The sequence below is a fragment of the Vibrio sp. HA2012 genome, from assembly GCF_002812955.1.
In the GTDB taxonomy this organism is placed as follows: domain Bacteria; phylum Pseudomonadota; class Gammaproteobacteria; order Enterobacterales; family Vibrionaceae; genus Vibrio.
This window is the reverse complement of the sequence record NZ_PFXK01000001.1, coordinates 176822-194796: the sequence shown is the minus strand read 5'-3', so window position 1 is coordinate 194796 and position 17975 is coordinate 176822. Positions and strand designations below refer to the sequence as shown.

13 protein-coding genes are annotated in these 17975 nt (G+C 41.8%); 2 read left to right on the top strand and 11 right to left on the bottom strand.

Annotation, left to right across the window (positions count from 1 at the left end; translation table 11 throughout):
* Positions 1 to 73 precede the first annotated feature (73 nt).
* Positions 74 to 334, top strand: a complete 261-nt coding sequence (locus tag CSW98_RS00880) for a hypothetical protein (RefSeq protein WP_100798563.1) — start codon at positions 74 to 76, stop codon at positions 332 to 334.
* Between the two features lie 497 nt (positions 335 to 831).
* Here CSW98_RS00880 and CSW98_RS00875 read toward each other — a convergent pair whose 3' ends face one another.
* The 7 genes from CSW98_RS00875 to CSW98_RS00845 all read right to left on the bottom strand — a co-directional run bounded on the left by CSW98_RS00875 (position 832) and on the right by CSW98_RS00845 (position 11281).
* Positions 832 to 1710 (bottom strand): hypothetical protein, encoded by an 879-nt coding sequence (locus tag CSW98_RS00875; RefSeq protein WP_100798562.1) that lies wholly within the window; start codon positions 1708 to 1710, stop codon positions 832 to 834.
* Positions 1710 to 3308, bottom strand: a complete 1599-nt coding sequence (locus tag CSW98_RS00870) for an AAA family ATPase (protein WP_100798561.1) — start codon at positions 3306 to 3308, stop codon at positions 1710 to 1712. Before CSW98_RS00870 ends, CSW98_RS00875 begins: the two co-directional genes overlap by 1 nt.
* Complete coding sequence (locus CSW98_RS00865; protein ID WP_100798560.1) at positions 3308 to 4897, bottom strand: restriction endonuclease subunit S; 1590 nt, start codon at positions 4895 to 4897, stop codon at positions 3308 to 3310. Before CSW98_RS00865 ends, CSW98_RS00870 begins: the two co-directional genes overlap by 1 nt.
* Positions 4894 to 6426: a class I SAM-dependent DNA methyltransferase gene (locus CSW98_RS00860; RefSeq protein ID WP_100798559.1), complete on the bottom strand. Its 1533-nt coding sequence runs from the start codon at positions 6424 to 6426 to the stop codon at positions 4894 to 4896. Before CSW98_RS00860 ends, CSW98_RS00865 begins: the two co-directional genes overlap by 4 nt.
* 42 nt (positions 6427 to 6468) lie before the next feature.
* Positions 6469 to 9900: a type I restriction-modification system endonuclease gene (hsdR, locus tag CSW98_RS00855; protein WP_100798558.1), complete on the bottom strand. Its 3432-nt coding sequence runs from the start codon at positions 9898 to 9900 to the stop codon at positions 6469 to 6471.
* Between the two features lie 6 nt (positions 9901 to 9906).
* On the bottom strand, positions 9907 to 10812 hold the full coding sequence (locus CSW98_RS00850; protein WP_198517247.1) for a restriction endonuclease: 906 nt from the start codon (positions 10810 to 10812) through the stop codon (positions 9907 to 9909).
* A 79-nt stretch (positions 10813 to 10891) separates the two neighbouring features.
* Positions 10892 to 11281 (bottom strand): helix-turn-helix domain-containing protein, encoded by a 390-nt coding sequence (locus CSW98_RS00845; protein ID WP_045422289.1) that lies wholly within the window; start codon positions 11279 to 11281, stop codon positions 10892 to 10894.
* A gap of 96 nt (positions 11282 to 11377) precedes the next feature.
* Here CSW98_RS00845 and CSW98_RS00840 point away from each other — a divergent pair, with 96 nt between their 5' ends.
* Positions 11378 to 11875 (top strand): lecithin retinol acyltransferase family protein, encoded by a 498-nt coding sequence (locus CSW98_RS00840; protein WP_269799017.1) that lies wholly within the window; start codon positions 11378 to 11380, stop codon positions 11873 to 11875.
* Between the two features lie 121 nt (positions 11876 to 11996).
* On the opposite strand, the gene CSW98_RS00835 is transcribed toward CSW98_RS00840, so the two are convergent.
* The 4 genes from CSW98_RS00835 to CSW98_RS17835 all read right to left on the bottom strand — a co-directional run bounded on the left by CSW98_RS00835 (position 11997) and on the right by CSW98_RS17835 (position 17971).
* A complete protein-coding gene (locus CSW98_RS00835; RefSeq protein ID WP_100798555.1) occupies positions 11997 to 13967 on the bottom strand; it encodes a UvrD-helicase domain-containing protein in 1971 nt (656 codons plus the stop codon).
* 8 nt (positions 13968 to 13975) lie between these two features.
* Positions 13976 to 15706, bottom strand: a complete 1731-nt coding sequence (locus tag CSW98_RS00830) for a DEAD/DEAH box helicase (RefSeq protein ID WP_100798554.1) — start codon at positions 15704 to 15706, stop codon at positions 13976 to 13978.
* A gap of 345 nt (positions 15707 to 16051) precedes the next feature.
* Positions 16052 to 17259, bottom strand: a protein-coding gene (locus CSW98_RS00825; RefSeq protein ID WP_443083640.1) for an IS3 family transposase whose coding sequence is annotated in 2 segments (ribosomal slippage) — positions 16052 to 16971 and positions 16971 to 17259 — 1209 coding nt in all. Because the reading frame shifts where the segments join, the coding sequence is not laid out codon by codon here.
* Between the two features lie 382 nt (positions 17260 to 17641).
* The gene (locus CSW98_RS17835) at positions 17642 to 17971 is read right to left on the bottom strand and encodes a YagK/YfjJ domain-containing protein (RefSeq protein WP_100798553.1); all 330 of its coding nucleotides are present in this window, start codon (positions 17969 to 17971) and stop codon (positions 17642 to 17644) included.
* Positions 17972 to 17975 lie beyond the last annotated feature (4 nt).

Here is a 17975-nt window from a genome sequence, read left to right as displayed (position 1 = left end):
CATCAGAAACCCGCCCACGTAACTTGGCTTTCCCAATTCTTGTGGAGATTTAACCAATGAAATACTGGACGATTTGAGCGGAACACAATACATAGCAGACTACCGAAACAAAACTATCTACAACAAAGCCAATCCGCTCAAATCAAAACAAGTGAAAGACTTGGGTGATATTGAACAGTGTTGGACATTAACCCAACCACCACACCAATACGTCACCTGGAACGAAGAGCTAGACGACTGGCAAACCGATGTTCAGGCTAAATACGAAGCGCAGGCCGACGCAGCTTACCTGAAGATTCATACCGACAACCCCTGGCCGGAAAAACCCGTTTAACCTCTGTTTAATACCCCACTTTTTATTTTAGGAAATAAGCAAATTTTCCATTCTAAACGGTGGGCAGCCATTTAAGGTGGTGTTTAAAAGAGATTTAAATCCCGCATTGAATAGCATCTGTTAAACACAGAAACCGCATAAAATGGTTATTTTTAAAAATTACCATTTTATGCGGTTTCTGTTTCCATCCCATGCGGCGGGCTACAACAGGAGAAGCCATTCTTAGTACCATTGTGTACCACCCTTGTGGTACCAGTTTTGCGGTTTGACACAGTACTTAGTGGTATCAGTCAGTTATCGTTAAAGCCTTATACTACCTTAACTCATTGACCTAAAACAAGAAAACCCCAGCATTTCTGCTAGGGTTTTGGATGTGGCGGTGAGTGAGGGAGTCGGACTTCCAATCTATCTTATTGAAATTAAATAAATTATAGCAAGTCGACTTTCACGAATATACACTCTGTCATACATGTAATTTTTGTGATAGACATCAATATTTAGTCCGTTAAATCCAGTCTTGGTAGCAGATCAGTTAACCAAGCCTCATGCCTTTTCTGACGAACAAAAGCAACGGCTGTTGCAGAAAAACCCGACTTTCTATTACAAGCATCAACCAAGTTCTGTTCCATTGTAGCCAAAAAGCCATTCATTGTGACTTGCTGTGCTGGGGGAAGCGATGCGTATAGCTCTATGAACTGCAATGAATCCTTCACTTTCTTGATTACTTCGCTTCTCGCCCCCTTAATTGTTTTACTATTAAGGTTATATCTTTTCGCGCTCTCACGAACACGAGAATACTCATCAGGGTGCGATATTTCGCTATAGCGAGACATAACAGCACCGGGATGTTGCACATAAGAAACCAAGGTAACATCAATTAGAGAACATGGATCTAAAAGCTTAACGTCCTCCCCTCCGTGACCAGCAATATTGCAACGGTTCCAAACTCGCGTTGCTTCATCCATAAGCGGAAAGTAATCATGCTTACCCCCATTCGATCTTGGCCTGTTCGCCTCAATACAAGCGTACCTATAGTTCTTCGCTTCAAATGCTAGCCACCAGTAACCAGGATGTTTTTGACGTGCCCCTTGAACTACTCGAGTCGCGTAAGACTGCTTTGAAACTTTTACATCACCTTTTGGCCTAAAATGGTCAACATCAAAATCTGTACCTATTCTGGGCACTTCAGAATACCAACATTTATCCCCAAACTCGCGAATAAAATTAGGCTTAAAGTCACTCCACTTGCTGCCAATTGATTTAATTTCGGCAGACTTGTCAGCAGCTCGTTGTACTCTTTGAGCCCAGCGTTGAGAATTAACATCCCAGTTATCTGGTTTGCATTGGTCTATAACGTTTAAATCTATATAACGCACTACTCAATCAATCCTTGGTCTTTCAAAATCGCGTTAATCAACTTGAGGCGATACTCTGTTGAATCCTTGTTTTCGGCCTCCATCTGCTGCATGGCTTTTTTACGAGCAATTAGGAACTGTCGATAGTCTTCATCTGGGTGGGTGTAGCTATAACCCAGTCTATCAAGTGAGTTATTTAGCTCACTCAACTTCCTGCTTTCAGCCTCTGTCAGGCTATCTTTTTCCAGCAGTTCTCGTCTATCTTCAATCACATTACTTGTATGCTGATCCAGTGTTGTTGCCATATCAAACATGTCGCTGGTCAGTATGCCATTGACGCCCATTCCAATTGGACTCTCCAAAGGTGTTTCAGCTAATGACTGCCCTTCAGCATCTTTTCTAAGAACTTGAATCTGTTCCTTTTTCAGCTCTGCGATAGCTAACGGATGGTGTGTGACCATCAATATATGGCAAAAACGCTTGTCGGGTATGAATCGCTTCAGAAACGAGTGATATTTAGCGGCCCATGCCGGGTTTAAGTGAGTATCAGGCTCATCAAGTAGGAATAGAGAGTCTTCTTCCATCGTAAACTCAAGCAATCCAAGAACTGTCAGTAGCTGTTGTTCACCTTCACTAAGTTCGCTAAACGAGACAATCTCTCCATTTTTCAAACGAACCTTGATGTGAACGCTACTTAACAGGTCAGACAGCAAGGTACTCTCGAGCATTTTGAAAAAGTTCTTTGCCCCTAGCCCTTGTGCCACTTTCTTCAGGCTATAGAGATCCGGTAAGAATAAGTGAACAAACTCATTGTTCACGCCCTTGCCCGTTAAAGTTGTTTCCTCTTCTCTAACGGTTTTAATCGCACCTAAGCTATGTGGCAATATCCGCTCAAGGAAGTCACGCACTACGCCCCTAGCACCCCAGAACAAATCCTTTTTATTATTTTTCCCCCACTCTGGTCGTCTAAAAACGAAGTGAGCAGAATGGAAAGACTCAATGCCGAGTTGGTCTTGAAGAAATTCTCGACCTACACCTTTTTGTTGATTTAGAAAGAATGCCAACAACACAAACTGACTGTGAAAAGGTTTGGCGTAGAAAAGAGGACGAACCTCGTCCTCGATTTTCACCTGGTTCTTTAGCAGTTGGTTATAAAACTTGGTCCTGTGCGGCTTAAACAAGTCCTCCAAGCGATCACTCGGGCCTGAATAATAAGCGAACAAGTGCTTTGGCAGATAATCTGAATTACCTTCCTTATCTCTTGTCACTTTGGATAACGAAATATTTTCTGGCAGAGAATACTGGCCACTCTCGTCCAAAATCGATACTTGTATTTTATGTTGCTGAATTGGCGTCGAGCCATACTCCGGTGACGCATCAACTTCGATAAGCCTATCGGAAGATGATCCCAGTGAATACCTGAGATTATAGCTAAATGGCGCGGGTTCATCGCCTAGGTCTAACGCACGAAAAATACGAACTAACGCTTCAATCACGTTCGATTTACCGGAGCCATTTCGTCCAATTAGAACCGTTAGCAGTTGCTTGTTATCAAAATCGATGTCTAAGTCTTCGACGTTTTTAAAGCCGCTTCGAATATGCAAGTAATCTATTTTCACTACTTGGTAGCCTTAAACTGACAGTTTTCGCCTTCACCTACTTTTTCGACCAAGTTGAGCTCTAAAAGGCGTTTAAGTTCAACAAACAACTCATCGATGGCTTTAAATGTCTCAACTGATGCACTATCAAATAGCTGCTGTGCCGTCATGGCTTTCTTGACAGACTTTAGCTGCGCTAGCAATTCACTATTATCATTTACGGCTTTTGTTGTCGGCTGAGATTGAGTTGGACTCTTATCTAGCTGTTCTAATGCGGTTTCTTCTGCCGCTTTAGACTGCTCATCAATGACATCTGCTAATTGTGTTTGAGCAACTCGATCAGCCTTGTCAGTAAAAGGTTCAAATAGCTCACCACGAAATGCTCTAGATAGAATAGATTGGTTGAGCTTATCAACACGAAGTTTTGCGGCTTCATACTGTTTTCTAACCAAGTCAGATTTAGACAGTAGCTCTGAAACAACTCTTACTATTTCTTCCTGCTCTTCGACTGACGGCAAGTTGAACTCATACGCTTTCAACTTTTGGGCATTGATGTTTGATTGACTGACGCCATCCGTTTTAACTTGCCAACAATAATCTCTCGCATGAGGACTATTCAGCTGAATATTCAGATATTCACCGTTGAGACGCTCGGTTCCTTGAACTTTGATGAGATAACCAGCGAATATAGCCTCTCTCTCACCACGATAAATAGAAGTCTTTCCTACTAACTCAGGGCTGTTGGTTCGGTTAAACAGCACATCACCAGGCTCAAGCTTATATTTTTCAATCTCGTTTTCATCCGATGTATAGACTAGGCTCGCCCAATCTAACTTACCTTCTTGCAGATTCCCCATACGCAGTACTGGCACTGAGCCTTCTTTCTTAGACTTAGCGGAAGAGCCATAATTAAAGCCTTTACCAACCTGTTTAAGGCTTACATACTCCCAAGCATCTACGTCATTCTCATTCCGCCACTCTTCTGTAAGATCTCCTGACACTGCTGATGATAAAACAGACATACGGAATCGTTTTAGTAACTGAGGAACTTTGTCTAATCGAAACTTTGCTTGCTCTAATTCTTCAAAGATCAGATCAAGTTTGTTCACAATACGCTGTTGCTGGTCAACTGGAGGGAGCGGAACTGGGCTCTTTCTTAAAGCTGTCTTATTGAACTTTTGCTGGGCATTTCCTCCAGTAATTGAGGCAACAATACTTTGCCCCTGAGGCGACCTAATATAATAATCCAAAAACTTATTGCTACTAAGTTCATTCGCTCGAACCCTTATCCCATTGGGAGCAATAGTCATTGGCTGCCCTAAGTCAGGCACCAAAAACGTTCTTCCTGGTGCTCCTACGTTGGCAAGAAAGAGGTCTCCAGGCTCTAAATCACTTTTAGCTAAAAAGTGAAACGACTCTTTGGTGACATATTTAAATGGCCCCTGAAAGCCATTGCTATGATCTTTAAGCCTCAGCAAAATAGCGTAATCTACCTCATCTACTTGAGTCACATTCTCTTTTAGAGCCGCGAAGCTACCGTTAGCTACGTAATCGGTATAACTCCCTACATCATTGAATGTTTTTTCAATCCATCCTTTAGGTAGAGTCATAACAAAACCTCTTCCGAAGCTTCTGCCCCATCAAGATCAACCAAAATAGACTGCAGGCTAGAAATAGCCCCAGCCAACTCTTCAATTGCCTCTGCTATTAGTTCATCAGGCTCAGGTAGATTGGTAGAATCTTCCAAACTATCATCACGAATCCACGCCAAATCGAGAGAGTCATCTTTGGCTTTAATCTCTTCACGGGTAAACGCACGAAGACGGCAAGTATCGATATTACCGACAGCACTGCCGTCTTGATGGTTATCGATAAAGGCTTGACGTTTAGCTTCATCCACTTGCGTTAGGTCACTACCCACCGCACGGTAAAACTCTTCAAAGTGTTCTTTTTCCAAAACAGTGCGTTTACCGAATTTCGGCATATTGGCGCGAAGATCGTACACCCACACTTTTTTGGTATTACCTTTGTCTTGATTGATATCTGTTGGCTTATCGAAGAACAGCACATTGGTTTTAACACCAGCCGCGTAAAAGATACCTGTAGGCAAGCGTAATATAGTGTGCAGGTTACATTTTTCCATTAAGTCATTGCGAATCTTACGACCTGTCGAACCCTCAAACAGTACGTTATCAGGTAATACTACGGCAGCTCTGCCACTAGGTTTGAGCATAACGTGATACATAGCATGCAAAAATGCCAGTTGTTTGTTGCTGGTGTAGTGCACAAGGTCATCACGAGTTGGCACACCACCACCTTGCTTAGTACCAAATGGAGGGTTAGCCAGTATGAGTGAGGCCTTAGGTAACGCTTTACCTTCGTTCGAGAGCGTGTCACCATACAAAACACCTGAATTTTCATCATCGACAGCTAGGTCATGTAGCATTAGGTTCATCATTGCCAAGCGGCGCGTATCAGGCACCAACTCCATACCAAAAAAGGTTTCATGTTGGTAGCTGTCGTAATCCAATTCATCCAACCCTTTCACATCGAAGTTCTTTTCCATGTATTGATGGGCTGCAATCAAAAAGCCACCTGTACCGGCTGTTGGGTCAACGATAACGTCACCTTTTTGGTTACTTCGTTTATCTTTCGGTGTTGGCTTCATCAGCTCAACCATAACCTCGATCAGCACTCGTGGTGTAAAGTACTGACCAGCTCCCGATTTCTTCTCACTTGCATTAATTTCAAGCAAGCCCTCGTACATGTCCCCCAAACCTTCTTGCTTAGCCGAGTACCAGTCTAACTTGTCAATTTCAGTAACCAACTTTGTTAGTGTTGCTGGTTTACGAATACAGGTTGAAGCATTATTGAAGATAGCCTTGGTGATCAGTGAGCCGTGTGAACCTAAATGAACCAATAGCTTTTTGTATTCTTCGAGGCGTGTAGCTGCATTAAAATTCTCAATATCAGCCCAGCGGTATCCCTCAGGGATCAACTCTTCTTGTCCTGTTTCTTCTACCATCTTTAAAAAAACGAGGAATGTCAGTTCATTAAGGTATTCATGGTAAGTAACGCCATCATCACGTAATAAATTACATAGACCCCAAAGCTTGTTGATTAAATCTTGTGTGCTCATAATTCTTCTTAGTTAATCTAAATTGTTGGGTATTGTAACCCATTACGCAGTTACTTGGAGGTCATCGTTAGACCAAACTGCACGGTTAAATTGTGCAAGGACATCAACAACAGGCTGCTCGAAAAGCTTATTTGCTCGTTGAATTCCACCAAGCTGCTTGAAGATCCCTTGGTTGAGGTTTGACTCATCAACGACAATGTTTGCTTTCACCTGTGCTGCTATCGTTTCTAGCCAATCTCTTTGCGGCGTTTTCCAAGCGCGGCTTGAGAGGATTCGCTGTAACGCGTTATCTACTCGTTGTTCATACGGAATTAGCGGCTCACCGATTGCAGCTTGTCGAATAAAGCCGATAATGCGAGCAGCAATGTCCTCATTTTTCACCTCTTTCCAAGCTACTTTTAGCTCTTCCTCTCTGAATTCGTTTTTCTCCAGCTCGACAACGAGTTGCTTGAGATCGTTTCGTGTCAGTTCCCACGGTCTTTGGATAACCGTCTGTAATGCCACCATTCGGTTACTATTGGCGTTCACAAAGGCTGCAAACGATGACAAATAGTCTTCTGGTTTCTGACCGCTGCCATAGCCTGTTGATGTGCTAGTAACATCATCGGACTTGTCTGATATCACTATTTTGTTTCGACCGCTTCCCCCCTGTACTTTCATATCAAGAAGCTCGCCTAAGCCAGGATGACTGACAAACCAACTCGCCACATCCTCTGTGTTCATGGCTTTTAATTCTTTTGCGAACTCCTTGGGGGGCTTACCAACGATTCTCTCAAATTCATCCTGCTGAACAGATGTTAAGTGATTCTTTTTACTCTGTAATTTGGCAAGAAACTGTTCTTTAGCCAGCTCTTGCAGTTTGGTGTCTGTACCTTTTGTTATCTCTTGCTCTAACTCAGAAAAGGTAATATCGACCTTAGTAACAACGGGCTTCATTGTGTTCACTTTTTCGAGCTGTTTATAGATGTCTACAGCATCGTATATGCGGAATCGCTCTTTACCTATGTCATCACAACGACGCGTGGCTCGACCCAGCATTTGTTCAAACAAAATACGGCTATTAACACGCCGTAAGAACACCAGGTTACAGATGCTCGGCACATCAACCCCGGTCGTGAGCAGGTCTACGGTTACTGCGATATTTGGTAAGCGGTCATTTTTGAACAAGCGGATCTTTTCCAACGGCTTATCAGAGGCACCCGTAATTTTCTGGATAGCATCATCTTCCACCTCACCATGGTAGTCTTCACACGCTTGTTTTAACGCTTCCACTACTTCATCAGCATGGCGGTCTGTGACACAAAAAATCAGTGATTTTTCTTGTGAGTAAGGGTTAAGAGAATCACTTTCGATTAGCCACTTACAAATCACGTTAGTAAATTCTGGAGCAATCACTTTTCTGTTAAAGTCGGAGACTTCAAAATCCAGCTCGTCTGGTGTATGAATCAAATCAAACTGTTGGGTTTGAGGATCATAGACTTGAACCTCTTCGTTGACCTGATAATTGATCCCTTCTGTGTTTAATTTGGTATGGATTCGAACTGGAGGTAGATGATCGACTAGGTGTCCATCTATAACAGCTTCGGTATAGCTGTATGAGAATACAGGCTCACCAAATATATCTACTGTGTGAATCGCTGGTGTAGCAGTTAGACCAACTTTAAAGGCATCAAAATACTCTATAACGGCTCGGTACTTTGACATGTAGTCTTTCTGGTCTCGAAACTTAATTTCGGTGTCGCTAAGCTCACGATCGAGCAAGTAGCCACGGTGACATTCATCTACCACAATACAGTCGTACTGACCTACACCTGGCTTTGAACCGTTCTCTGAGGGGTACATTATGCGCTTGACCAAGCCTTGAACTGTCGCCACGTGAACTTTTGTATCATCATCTGGTACAGCTTTAGGAGCTTTATCTGGCTCCATCCCCATAACCTCAAAGGTATCAGCAAACGTATTGAGGTTTTCCATACGCACCTCGCCAAAATCGACCGAAGCTTGAACGCCCAAGGCACTTCTATCTACTAAAAATAGAATTCGGCGGAAACGTTGCGCTTTCAATAATCGGTAAACTAGAGCAATACAGGTTTTGGTTTTACCGGTACCCGTCGCCATAGCCACCAGCGCCTTTTCTTCTCCTTCTTTAATCGCTTGCTCAACCGAGAGGATGGCTTCTTTTTGATAATCACGAAGCTTTAGTTCGTACTCAAAGCCCATGTCATCCAACTCTGCATTTGCTTGTTGAGGTGTTTGGCGCAAGTATTCCTTCAGCTCAGCTGGTGTGTACCAGCCTTTGAGGGCTTTTCTACGATTAGTATTATCTCTGACGTCTAAAAACCAGATGCCGCTTTCTTGCTTAAGCTGCTTTAAATACGCTCGGCCATTCGTCGCAAATACCACAGGCACCAAAAAATCATTGTAGTTAGCTACTTCAACGTCACTTGGTAAGTTATGAATACCTTTTGCATAACGTTTTGCTTGATCTATTGCACCATATACATTCTTGGCTGACTTTTTTGCTTCAATCGTTGCTACCAGTGTCATTCCCATAAAAAGCGCATAGTCAGCAGGACCTGATTTTGTAGGCCATTCCGCGATTGCTCTATTCTTGTTTGGCTCTGGTTTAGCGTCTTTTGAATATCGAAGGTTTTCAGTATCGGCTTCCCACCCTGCATCAACCAATTGCTGATCAATAATGACACGAGTCTCAGCTTCATCCATCTCAAAAGGAGACTTCTCAATACGCTGAATTTCAGAGGCTTGATCTTCTTTAGATTTAGAACGAAAAGTTTGGAAGTGAACAATGTTTGCTTCATCCATCTTGAGGCGATATGAGGACAAAGTCTTCTCATGCTCTTCTGCTAACTCTTCCCAAATGGCCTTTTCTTCAGCCATTTTTTCGGCACGTAACTTCTCAGCTTGCGCTTTATTTGCTTCAACTTTGCTAAGTTCTTCCGCGACCTTAATGCGATCTTGCGTTCTCTGTGATTCAACTTTTAGTCTATCAACTTGCTCTTCAAGTTGGCGAACATAGTCTGATGGGTCTTCTGGCTTGACGAACTTCTGAATTTTAAAGCCTTTGGCCGCGCTTCCTCCGAAAGTAATATGGAACCACATGGATAGAGCATGACCTACCATTAATGCTTTAAGTGCATCTCTGTGAGTGCTGCTGTCAAAGATATGCGTTGCGTTATTTCCAAGCTTGCGGATTGTATGAAACGCATCTCGAACGTTATCATCAAGACGAAGAACACTATCTAACTCTTTGAGAAGGTCTATTTGTCTGACATTAGCGCCAGATTCAACGCCAACTCGAGAAGCGATGCTCTGGGCAATCGCTTCACCAAGCTGTCGAATATTAACCAAAGTCGTATTTGGAAACGGGACAAAATTCCGCTCCGCACTCTCAGCTAACTTAAAAAGCCAATCTTGGTGCGATTTCAGGAAATCAAAATTACTGAAGTCTGCCATGACGTATTATCCTTCAAAAAACTCTTCATCAATGCGTTTAATATAAAGCACTTGCTCGTCTCGGCTGCCTATGTTGTATCGCAACATCAACTTAGCCAACTCTTTACCGTTAATAAGCACAATGCGCATACCTAAATCTTTAGCCGTTTGTGAGGCTGAGGATGTAAAATCGGAAGTGGTAATGAAGATACCCTTCTGTGCTTTCTTTAAGTTCAACGCCCCAAAGAAATCCCGTATTTCACTAGAACCTACATTGTTACCCTCTGCATAACGCTTTGCCTGAATGTAAACCTGATCTACACCTAGAGGATCTTGGTTGATGACTCCATCAACACCATTATCCCCACTTCTTCCAAGTGTATGCGCCATACCTTCATCGCTTCCGCCATAGCCCATTGCGAGTAGCAGGTCGATCAACAGTTGTTCAAAAAAGGCTGGAGACACTTTACGTGTTCGAGACAAGATGTCTGAGGCTAACGCGTCGTTAATCTGTTTGTAAGCAGCTCTTAGTACTTCATCTGGTGTCGCATCATTGTCAGACAGCGTTGTCTCTTCGACTTTAACTGAATCCCCATTTTTTTGCTTAGTGAACGCGTTAAAGTCGTCAAAACGTTTAAGGTATTGGTTATTTATCTCTTCACCACTGTTTAGAGCTTCTTTCCCCAAATCTGTTATCACGAAATGGCCGCGCCTTATAGAATCCAAAAGCCCAGCTTTCGCTAGATAGGTTTTGGCCCATCCAACTCGGTTCGTGAATGCCGCTTGTCGGCCACTAGGAAGCAGCTCAGTTCTCTCGTCTTCTGACAGATTAAATTGCTCCGCTAGCAAATCTACAACGTTGCTAAGCTTAACTTCTTCATTCTTCGCAGCCTCTAACACTGGCTTCATTAAATCTTGATAACTTGGAAGCACTACACACCCTAACCATTTTGGCTTTTAATTTCGGCAATATACCAAGATATACAATCAGTTACATTGATATCCGTTACGTTTATTTGGACTTACCAGCCAATCCAATTATTAATGCTCCCAAAGCTGCTCCCGCAATGAAAGTACCGACATTGCTCCCCCCTTCAGACTTAGCTTTTGTTGCGTTACCTCTAGGTTGGGCTTGAACAGACACCTGTTCACTTTCCTTGAGATTATTAACTGTATTCACAACCGAATTAAAAAGTTCATCTGGAGCAATACCAAGAGCTGTAGCACATTCAAACATCTGGTCAACAGAGAACGTTGACTTTCCTGATTCCAAACGACTATAGCTAGCTTGTGAGAGCCCCATTTTTTCAGCTAATACGCTCTGCTCTATGCCTAGTTCTTTGCGCTTATTCGCGACGACCACACCGAGAATCGATGAGTAAGAAACGATTTTATCTTGCATTTTTACCACCAATAACTAAATAACACTTGATCAATTAAGTGCATAAGTATAATTTAAATGCATTGATATACGTTTTACGCATTTCAATGTTGTTTTTTGAATACACATACTTTAAATCAAAAAGGGAAAATTATGAATAGTAATCTTAGTATTGGTGATCTACTTTATCGTTCAAAGCTGCTGGTAGAGCATGCCGGAATCTACCTAGGAAAAGGGCGAGTACTTCACAACTCGCCAGATGGCAACGTAGAAATTTGTGCCTTAGAAGAGTACGCAAATGGAAAACCAATCAAGGTAGTCTTAAGTCACCTATGTGAGAAAAAGAAAAATGAACTGTTCCACCAAGTAGAGCAATTGATTAAGAAAGCGAGAAAATATGGGGTGCTAGATAATAACTGTGAGCATTTAGCCTCTACAGTACTACACGGCAAACCATCAAGCGAGCAGCTACAAGGTGCGGGCCTTGGCGCTGTTGCAGGTTTGCTTTTTGCTCACTGCAACCAATCGAAGAACTCTTTGCTGTATATTTTAGCTGGTGGTCTTATAGGGTGTATGACTGTCAATGCAGCTCGTAAATACGATTGTGTGTTATAAAAAGAAAGGAGTGGGACGCATAGAATAGAGCCCCATTCCTTTCCTAACCATTTAACTAACAGCGCTCATCTATATAAGTGGGAGTTCAGGCCAATAGACCTGATTGGATCCGCCTTACTAATCAATCCAATGAAGCACCAGAAAGCTCTACATGTTCATGTACCCCTTCAGGCAGTTTCTCGGTACTAAATAAGGCCAGTCGTTGCCCGGCTCGAGTCATTGATACATAAAGTTTTCTAAGGGATTCTTGTTGAGCAAGCTCTCTTTCAGCATCATCTAAATCAATGTTTTTGGCTTGATTCATTAGCTCACCAGCCCCAAGAACGAATGTCACTCCTGACTCCATTCCTGTACAACTGTTGATACTCATAAGACGAATTTTCCCACCAATATTATCTTTAATGTCTTTCCAGTCATTGCAGTTAACCACAGTTCCTTTACCTAGAGTGTTCTCAATATCACGTTTAAGGCTCCAAGGACTATAACTACCACTGCAAAGCACCATGACTTGCTGAAGAGGTATATCGTCGGATCTACAACATTCACTTAACTCATTTAAAAAACGTGTCTTTTCATCTTGAAGAGTATGACTATAGACTATCTGAGGTTTTACTCCTCTTTCCATTCTTTCTAAATCTGGCTTTACGAAATCATCGGCGTCATCTTCAATACCTTCGATCAATGCATTCGCAGCAACCATAATTTCATAAGTAGTACGATATGAATAATTGAGCCGTTTTGTTCGCCCTCGAACATTGAAACCAACACTTTTCCAGCTCAATCGGCTCTTTAGAAAGCCTTGGTTAGGGTCTGCACACAGAAATATTGCACCGTTTGAAATTAACGACATCTTGACTAACTGGAGCCACGAAGGCGCAAAGAACTGAGCCTCATCGACCAAAATATGATCAAACTTTTCCAACCCAGTGGTATCTTCGAGTAAAGCTAAGTCCTTAACATAAAGGCTTGGTAAATAACCTTTAGGACTAGACATGTTTTGGACTACCATTTCGTAGAGTTTCCAAATATGCTTACGCTGCGACTTCTGAAGAGCAAAGCCTCTGCCTTGACGTTCATATTCTAAATATTCATCCTCGTCTTTTATTAGATATTCGTTGATATACTCTAACTCAGACCAGATCTGCCCATCAGTTAACTTCAATTGGGTGTAGCTCTCATTGGTATCACAAAGGATTTGAGCACGAAGGGGCTCTACAGCTTTGTCGCCAAATAATGGGGTGAGCCTCCAATTGTTAGCAACTTTCTTCTGCTGATTGAGAGCAAATTGATGAAATGTCTCGATCTTCAGGTTCGAAGGGGCTCCACCTAGCCACTCTTCAAATCTATGCTTAATATCTGAAGTGACCGGTTTGTTATGAATAACGAGTAATGCTTTCTTATCAGGGTGCTTTTTACAAAATGCTATAGCACGATTTATCAAGATTAATGTTTTACCACTACCAGCAACCCCATTAATAAGCCTTACAGAGAAATCATCTTGACTCTCTTCGCTAGAGTCAGCTTGTTCAAGCATGTCAAAACGAGTTGCCAATTCCTGGTCATAATCTAAGAAAAACTGTTGCAGACTTGCTGTATTATCTACTCTTGAAACGCTCCTCCTCGTCGTACATTGAGAATGGATTGCTGACTCAGGGAAAAGTGTCTTTTTTACCCAGTAGTACTGTTCAAGCGGAGACTCTGTCAAAAGGTCAACAATTTTCTTCTCACCGTCTATATAAAAGCCCTTTTGGTCGAGGATATGGATGAATCTATAAGCCTGTTCTTCACTTGTTGCCTTGTGTTGCAAATCCTCTTCAACTACAGCAAGATACATGATTGGTTGATATCCCATAGATTGTAAAGCTGAATTGAACTGCCTCCATTTAGCAAGCTCAGTTTCACTTGGCTGCCTTTCGTGCCAACCAATCATCAACCAACTTTTACAAGGCCCTTCCAATACGATTGGTGCAATTTTTGATTCATCCAGTAATGGTTCTCGGACAATGAATTCGTCTGACAATCTACTGAGTACTTTTTTAAAATGCCTTCTAACCTTACGATCTAAGCCCGTAATTGATTCCATCTGTGCCATAACATTTCCTAATTATTATATTTATATCCTGAGTTAATCAAAGAGCGATATTCTTCAACTCTTTTAAGTAAGCTCTCGTCATTTGACTCTTGGAGAAAAGAACTAGAGATCTCAGGGCCAACTAATACCAGTTTTGTTTGTGGACGAGTGATTGCTACATTTAAGCGTTCCGCCTGGAAAAAGAACCCAGCGATAGCACTTATGTACTGAGGGTCGGAGGAGCATAGAGAAATAATGATCATATCTCTTTCCTGCCCCTGCATTCTTTCCACTGTATCTGTGACGATAGTTTTCGATGAAAAGATGCCCTTTTTATCTGCAAGCTTTGATTTCAAAGCCTTAGCATGACTTCGAAAAGGGGTTACTACACCTATTTCCTCTGCACTCAGCCCCGCATTAATTGCACTTTCAATGATATCAACTACAAGCTCAGCTTCCGGTTTGTTCACATTCCTAGCGTTACTTTTAGGTGACTTTATAAAAACAAAAGGATGCTTGCTCGATAAAACATCATTGTACTTTGAAGGGGACTTAGGCAACTTAAATACACACTGTTCTGCTTTTCGTGCAGATATTAAGCGTCCATCATAATAGCATTGGCTAGGCCAGCTAGATAACGCCTGGCACATGCGGTAGGTTTGGCTAAGCATCACTGAAACATCTTTGTTACCCGAGATCATACGAGAGAAGATCGAACAGTCATCGAGAACAGACGCGGAGAGTACAACGGGTGGAAGCTGTTTATGGTCGCCAACAAATACAAATCGCTTAGCTTTCCTCATTGCCATGATAGCGAGGGGAAGTGTAATTTGACTCGCCTCATCAAAGATAACTGTATCAAACTCATACTGTTCTAATCGCGCGCTGCATGTTGCAAATGGCGTTGCACCAATCACATAACCTGAATCAGGCTTCTTATCCCATTCACCACCGTATTCATAATGCTTCACTTTTTTATCGAGGCCCTTTGTGCACCCTTGAGCCCCAACCTTAATTACCGGAACATTTTCATCAGCGATCTTGTTCAACGCATTATTTATTGCCATGTGAGTATGTGACGTCATAAATACTCGTTGGCCTTGCTCTACCAATAGCTTTGCCACCAGGCTAATTACTTTAGTTTTGCCGGTACCTGGTGGCCCTTGTATACACGCTAGATATTTAGCCGCAACTGCTTTCCCCACAGCGTCAGCTTGCTGCTCATTTAACCCACGTTCATCGGCAAACTCTGCCGCTTCATCATAGTCATCTTCAAAGATAAAACCGGTATCCAATTTATTTGCTAAAAGTGGTAGTACTATCTCCCTACCACGTTTGGACTCGGCTATTTCATCCAATGCCTTATCATAGAACGGCTTTAGATCCATTGTATCCGGGTCAGCATAGCAACCAGAAATAACCTCACTGAGAGCTTCATCATCTATCTGGTGAACCCGAACTAACCATTCATCTTCATTTTCCGCTTCGATGGTGCCTTGCTGAACATGCCTCTTTTTGCTCGGCTCACCTAAATGAAGGCATATCATGTCCCCTTCACGAAATCTTGACTCATTATCACCTAAGACGATATGTAAATGATTTTTTCCTTCTTTCCGGATATAGCGAATTTGTTGAGATTCACCTTTTAATAGCTTCTGATTGAGTGGTTTCTCCCAGATTTCATATAGCTTTTCGTAATTTGCTTCATGCTCATCTTCAACAAATTTTTTCAAATCTTTTAGTACACTTCTTAATTCCATCTAAGCCAACCATTAAAGTAATTAAAATCATCATCAATATTCGCCTTTAGAATAAAAAGACTATCATAACAATAAGTTACCTTAAACATTACAGACTAAAGACTCATTACGTCAAATAAAGCCGCACAAAAATGTTATACACAACAAATTTAACATCAAGCCGCATTTGAAACTCCATACTGGTTAATATTATTATTTGTATGGAAAACATTAATGCAGGTCAGTAGATTACGGCATCCAAAGGCTCCGGGCATTCTTATACATATGTTGAATCAGCCTTTCTGTAACGATTTCGTTTAATGAATCACCCTCTTCGATAATACCTGCTACATCTAACTGTAGTGGTCAACTAATACTGGCCACAGTTTTAGAGTTTTCCCAATATAATCTTTCTGATTCATTAGGAGTGAGTCCACCATTATATTGATGTGGTCGAAATTGGCTGTAGTAGCCAATAATATACTGAATGATCTTTTGCTGACCCTCAGTAAAATTTCTATAACCTGTCTCTGGTATCCATTCTGTCTTTAAGCTTCGAAAGAATCTTTCCATTGGAGCATTGTCCCAACAGTTTCCTCGTCTCGATAAACTTTGTTTTATTCGATAACGCCAAAGTAACTGACGGTAATATCGACTTGTATAATGGCTGCCTTGATCGCTGTGGAACATGACATCTTTAGGTCTGCCTCGGGATTCAAAAGCCATTGATAGAGCTTTACCTGTTAGCTTACTATCTGGTGAAAATGACATTGCCCAACCAATTGGTTTACGAGCAAATAAGTCAATGACAACAGCTAAATACATCCAACGATTACCAGACCATATATAGGTCACATCGCCGACCCAGATTTGATTGGGTTCTGTTACTGCAAACTGACGTCCTAGATAATTAGGAATTTCGATATGTTCCTGTGTCGCTCTTTTATATCGATGTTTAGGTGATTGGCAACTGACTAAACCAAGAGATTTCATTAATTTACTAGCACGATATCGAGTAAGCTTTATCCCTTTAATATGAGTCACCATATCAGCGATAGTTCTTGCGCCAGCAGAACCATTACTGATTTCATGCATTTCACTTACCATTGAACGAAGTTTTACCTGCTCAGAAGAAATCTGTTTCGGACAATTACGCCAATATTTAAAACTACTACGATGAACCCCAAAAACTTCACACAGCTTAACGATGGTGTACTTATTGCTCTTATTGAGTTTCTCGATTATCGAGAACTGTTCAGGGAGTCCGACATCAATAGAGCTGTAGCCTTTTTTAATATTTCCTTTTCTAATTCAATCTCTTGAATTCGTTTCTTTAAGACTCGTATTTCTATCTGCTCTGGTGTCATTGGTGCTGCTTCAGGACTTTCTCCACGACGTTCAGCTCTTAACTGCCTAACCCATGTCCCCACGGTGGAATAACCTACACCCATAGCATCAGATGCCTCTTTGTGGGTATAACCATTATCAAGAACAAGTTGTGCTGTTTCTCTTCTGAATTCTGCTGAAAAATTTTTTGTCATTATGTCACCTAATATTGCTATGAATCGAATCATAACACCTTTAATCAGGTGGCCAAATTCACTGTACCACTACACCTCACTTCTTTCAGCCGTATCAATCTCGCAGTCATGGGTTAACCTCTTCATCCTTACATTCAAAGGATGAGAGCAGTCGGTTATTTTTTCTCAAAATGTCTGAAGGTGTCTCATCACGTCTAAACAACACAAACAGAATGATAGGCTCGTTATAGACCACACCCGGTAAAGGTTCATCTGATAACGATTAATAGTAAGTTAGCTAAAAGTACAAACAAGGCTGCCTTGAAGGATATATTATTAAATAAAAAGGCTTTTTTTGACCTATTTCACTTCTTACGACAAAAGAAGTTCTTCGAACGGTAACCATATAGCTTTGTATCTAACTTTGCCAAATAACTCAGACGCTGAAAGAATAATTACACTGCTGTTGATAACCGGTTGAATTTCGATCTGAGTGATAACAAGGGGTGTCGCCAGGAATGTGAACGAGCTCTATCACATCTTCAGTATCTCCATACCTCAAAGCGCTAGTCCATGCTCTATAGATTTTTCCTGCGAGATTTTTATTCAATGTCCGGTAATCGCCGAAACTGTAATAAGTGTCTTCGTTGAGCAATAAAGCCACACGGTAGCGCGGCTGATTGGCTTCATTGATTTCCCTAGCCCAAACGCATCGTGCCGTACAATGATGCTCACGTTTACCTGCCCTCTTCTTTTTTAGCGGGATCGTA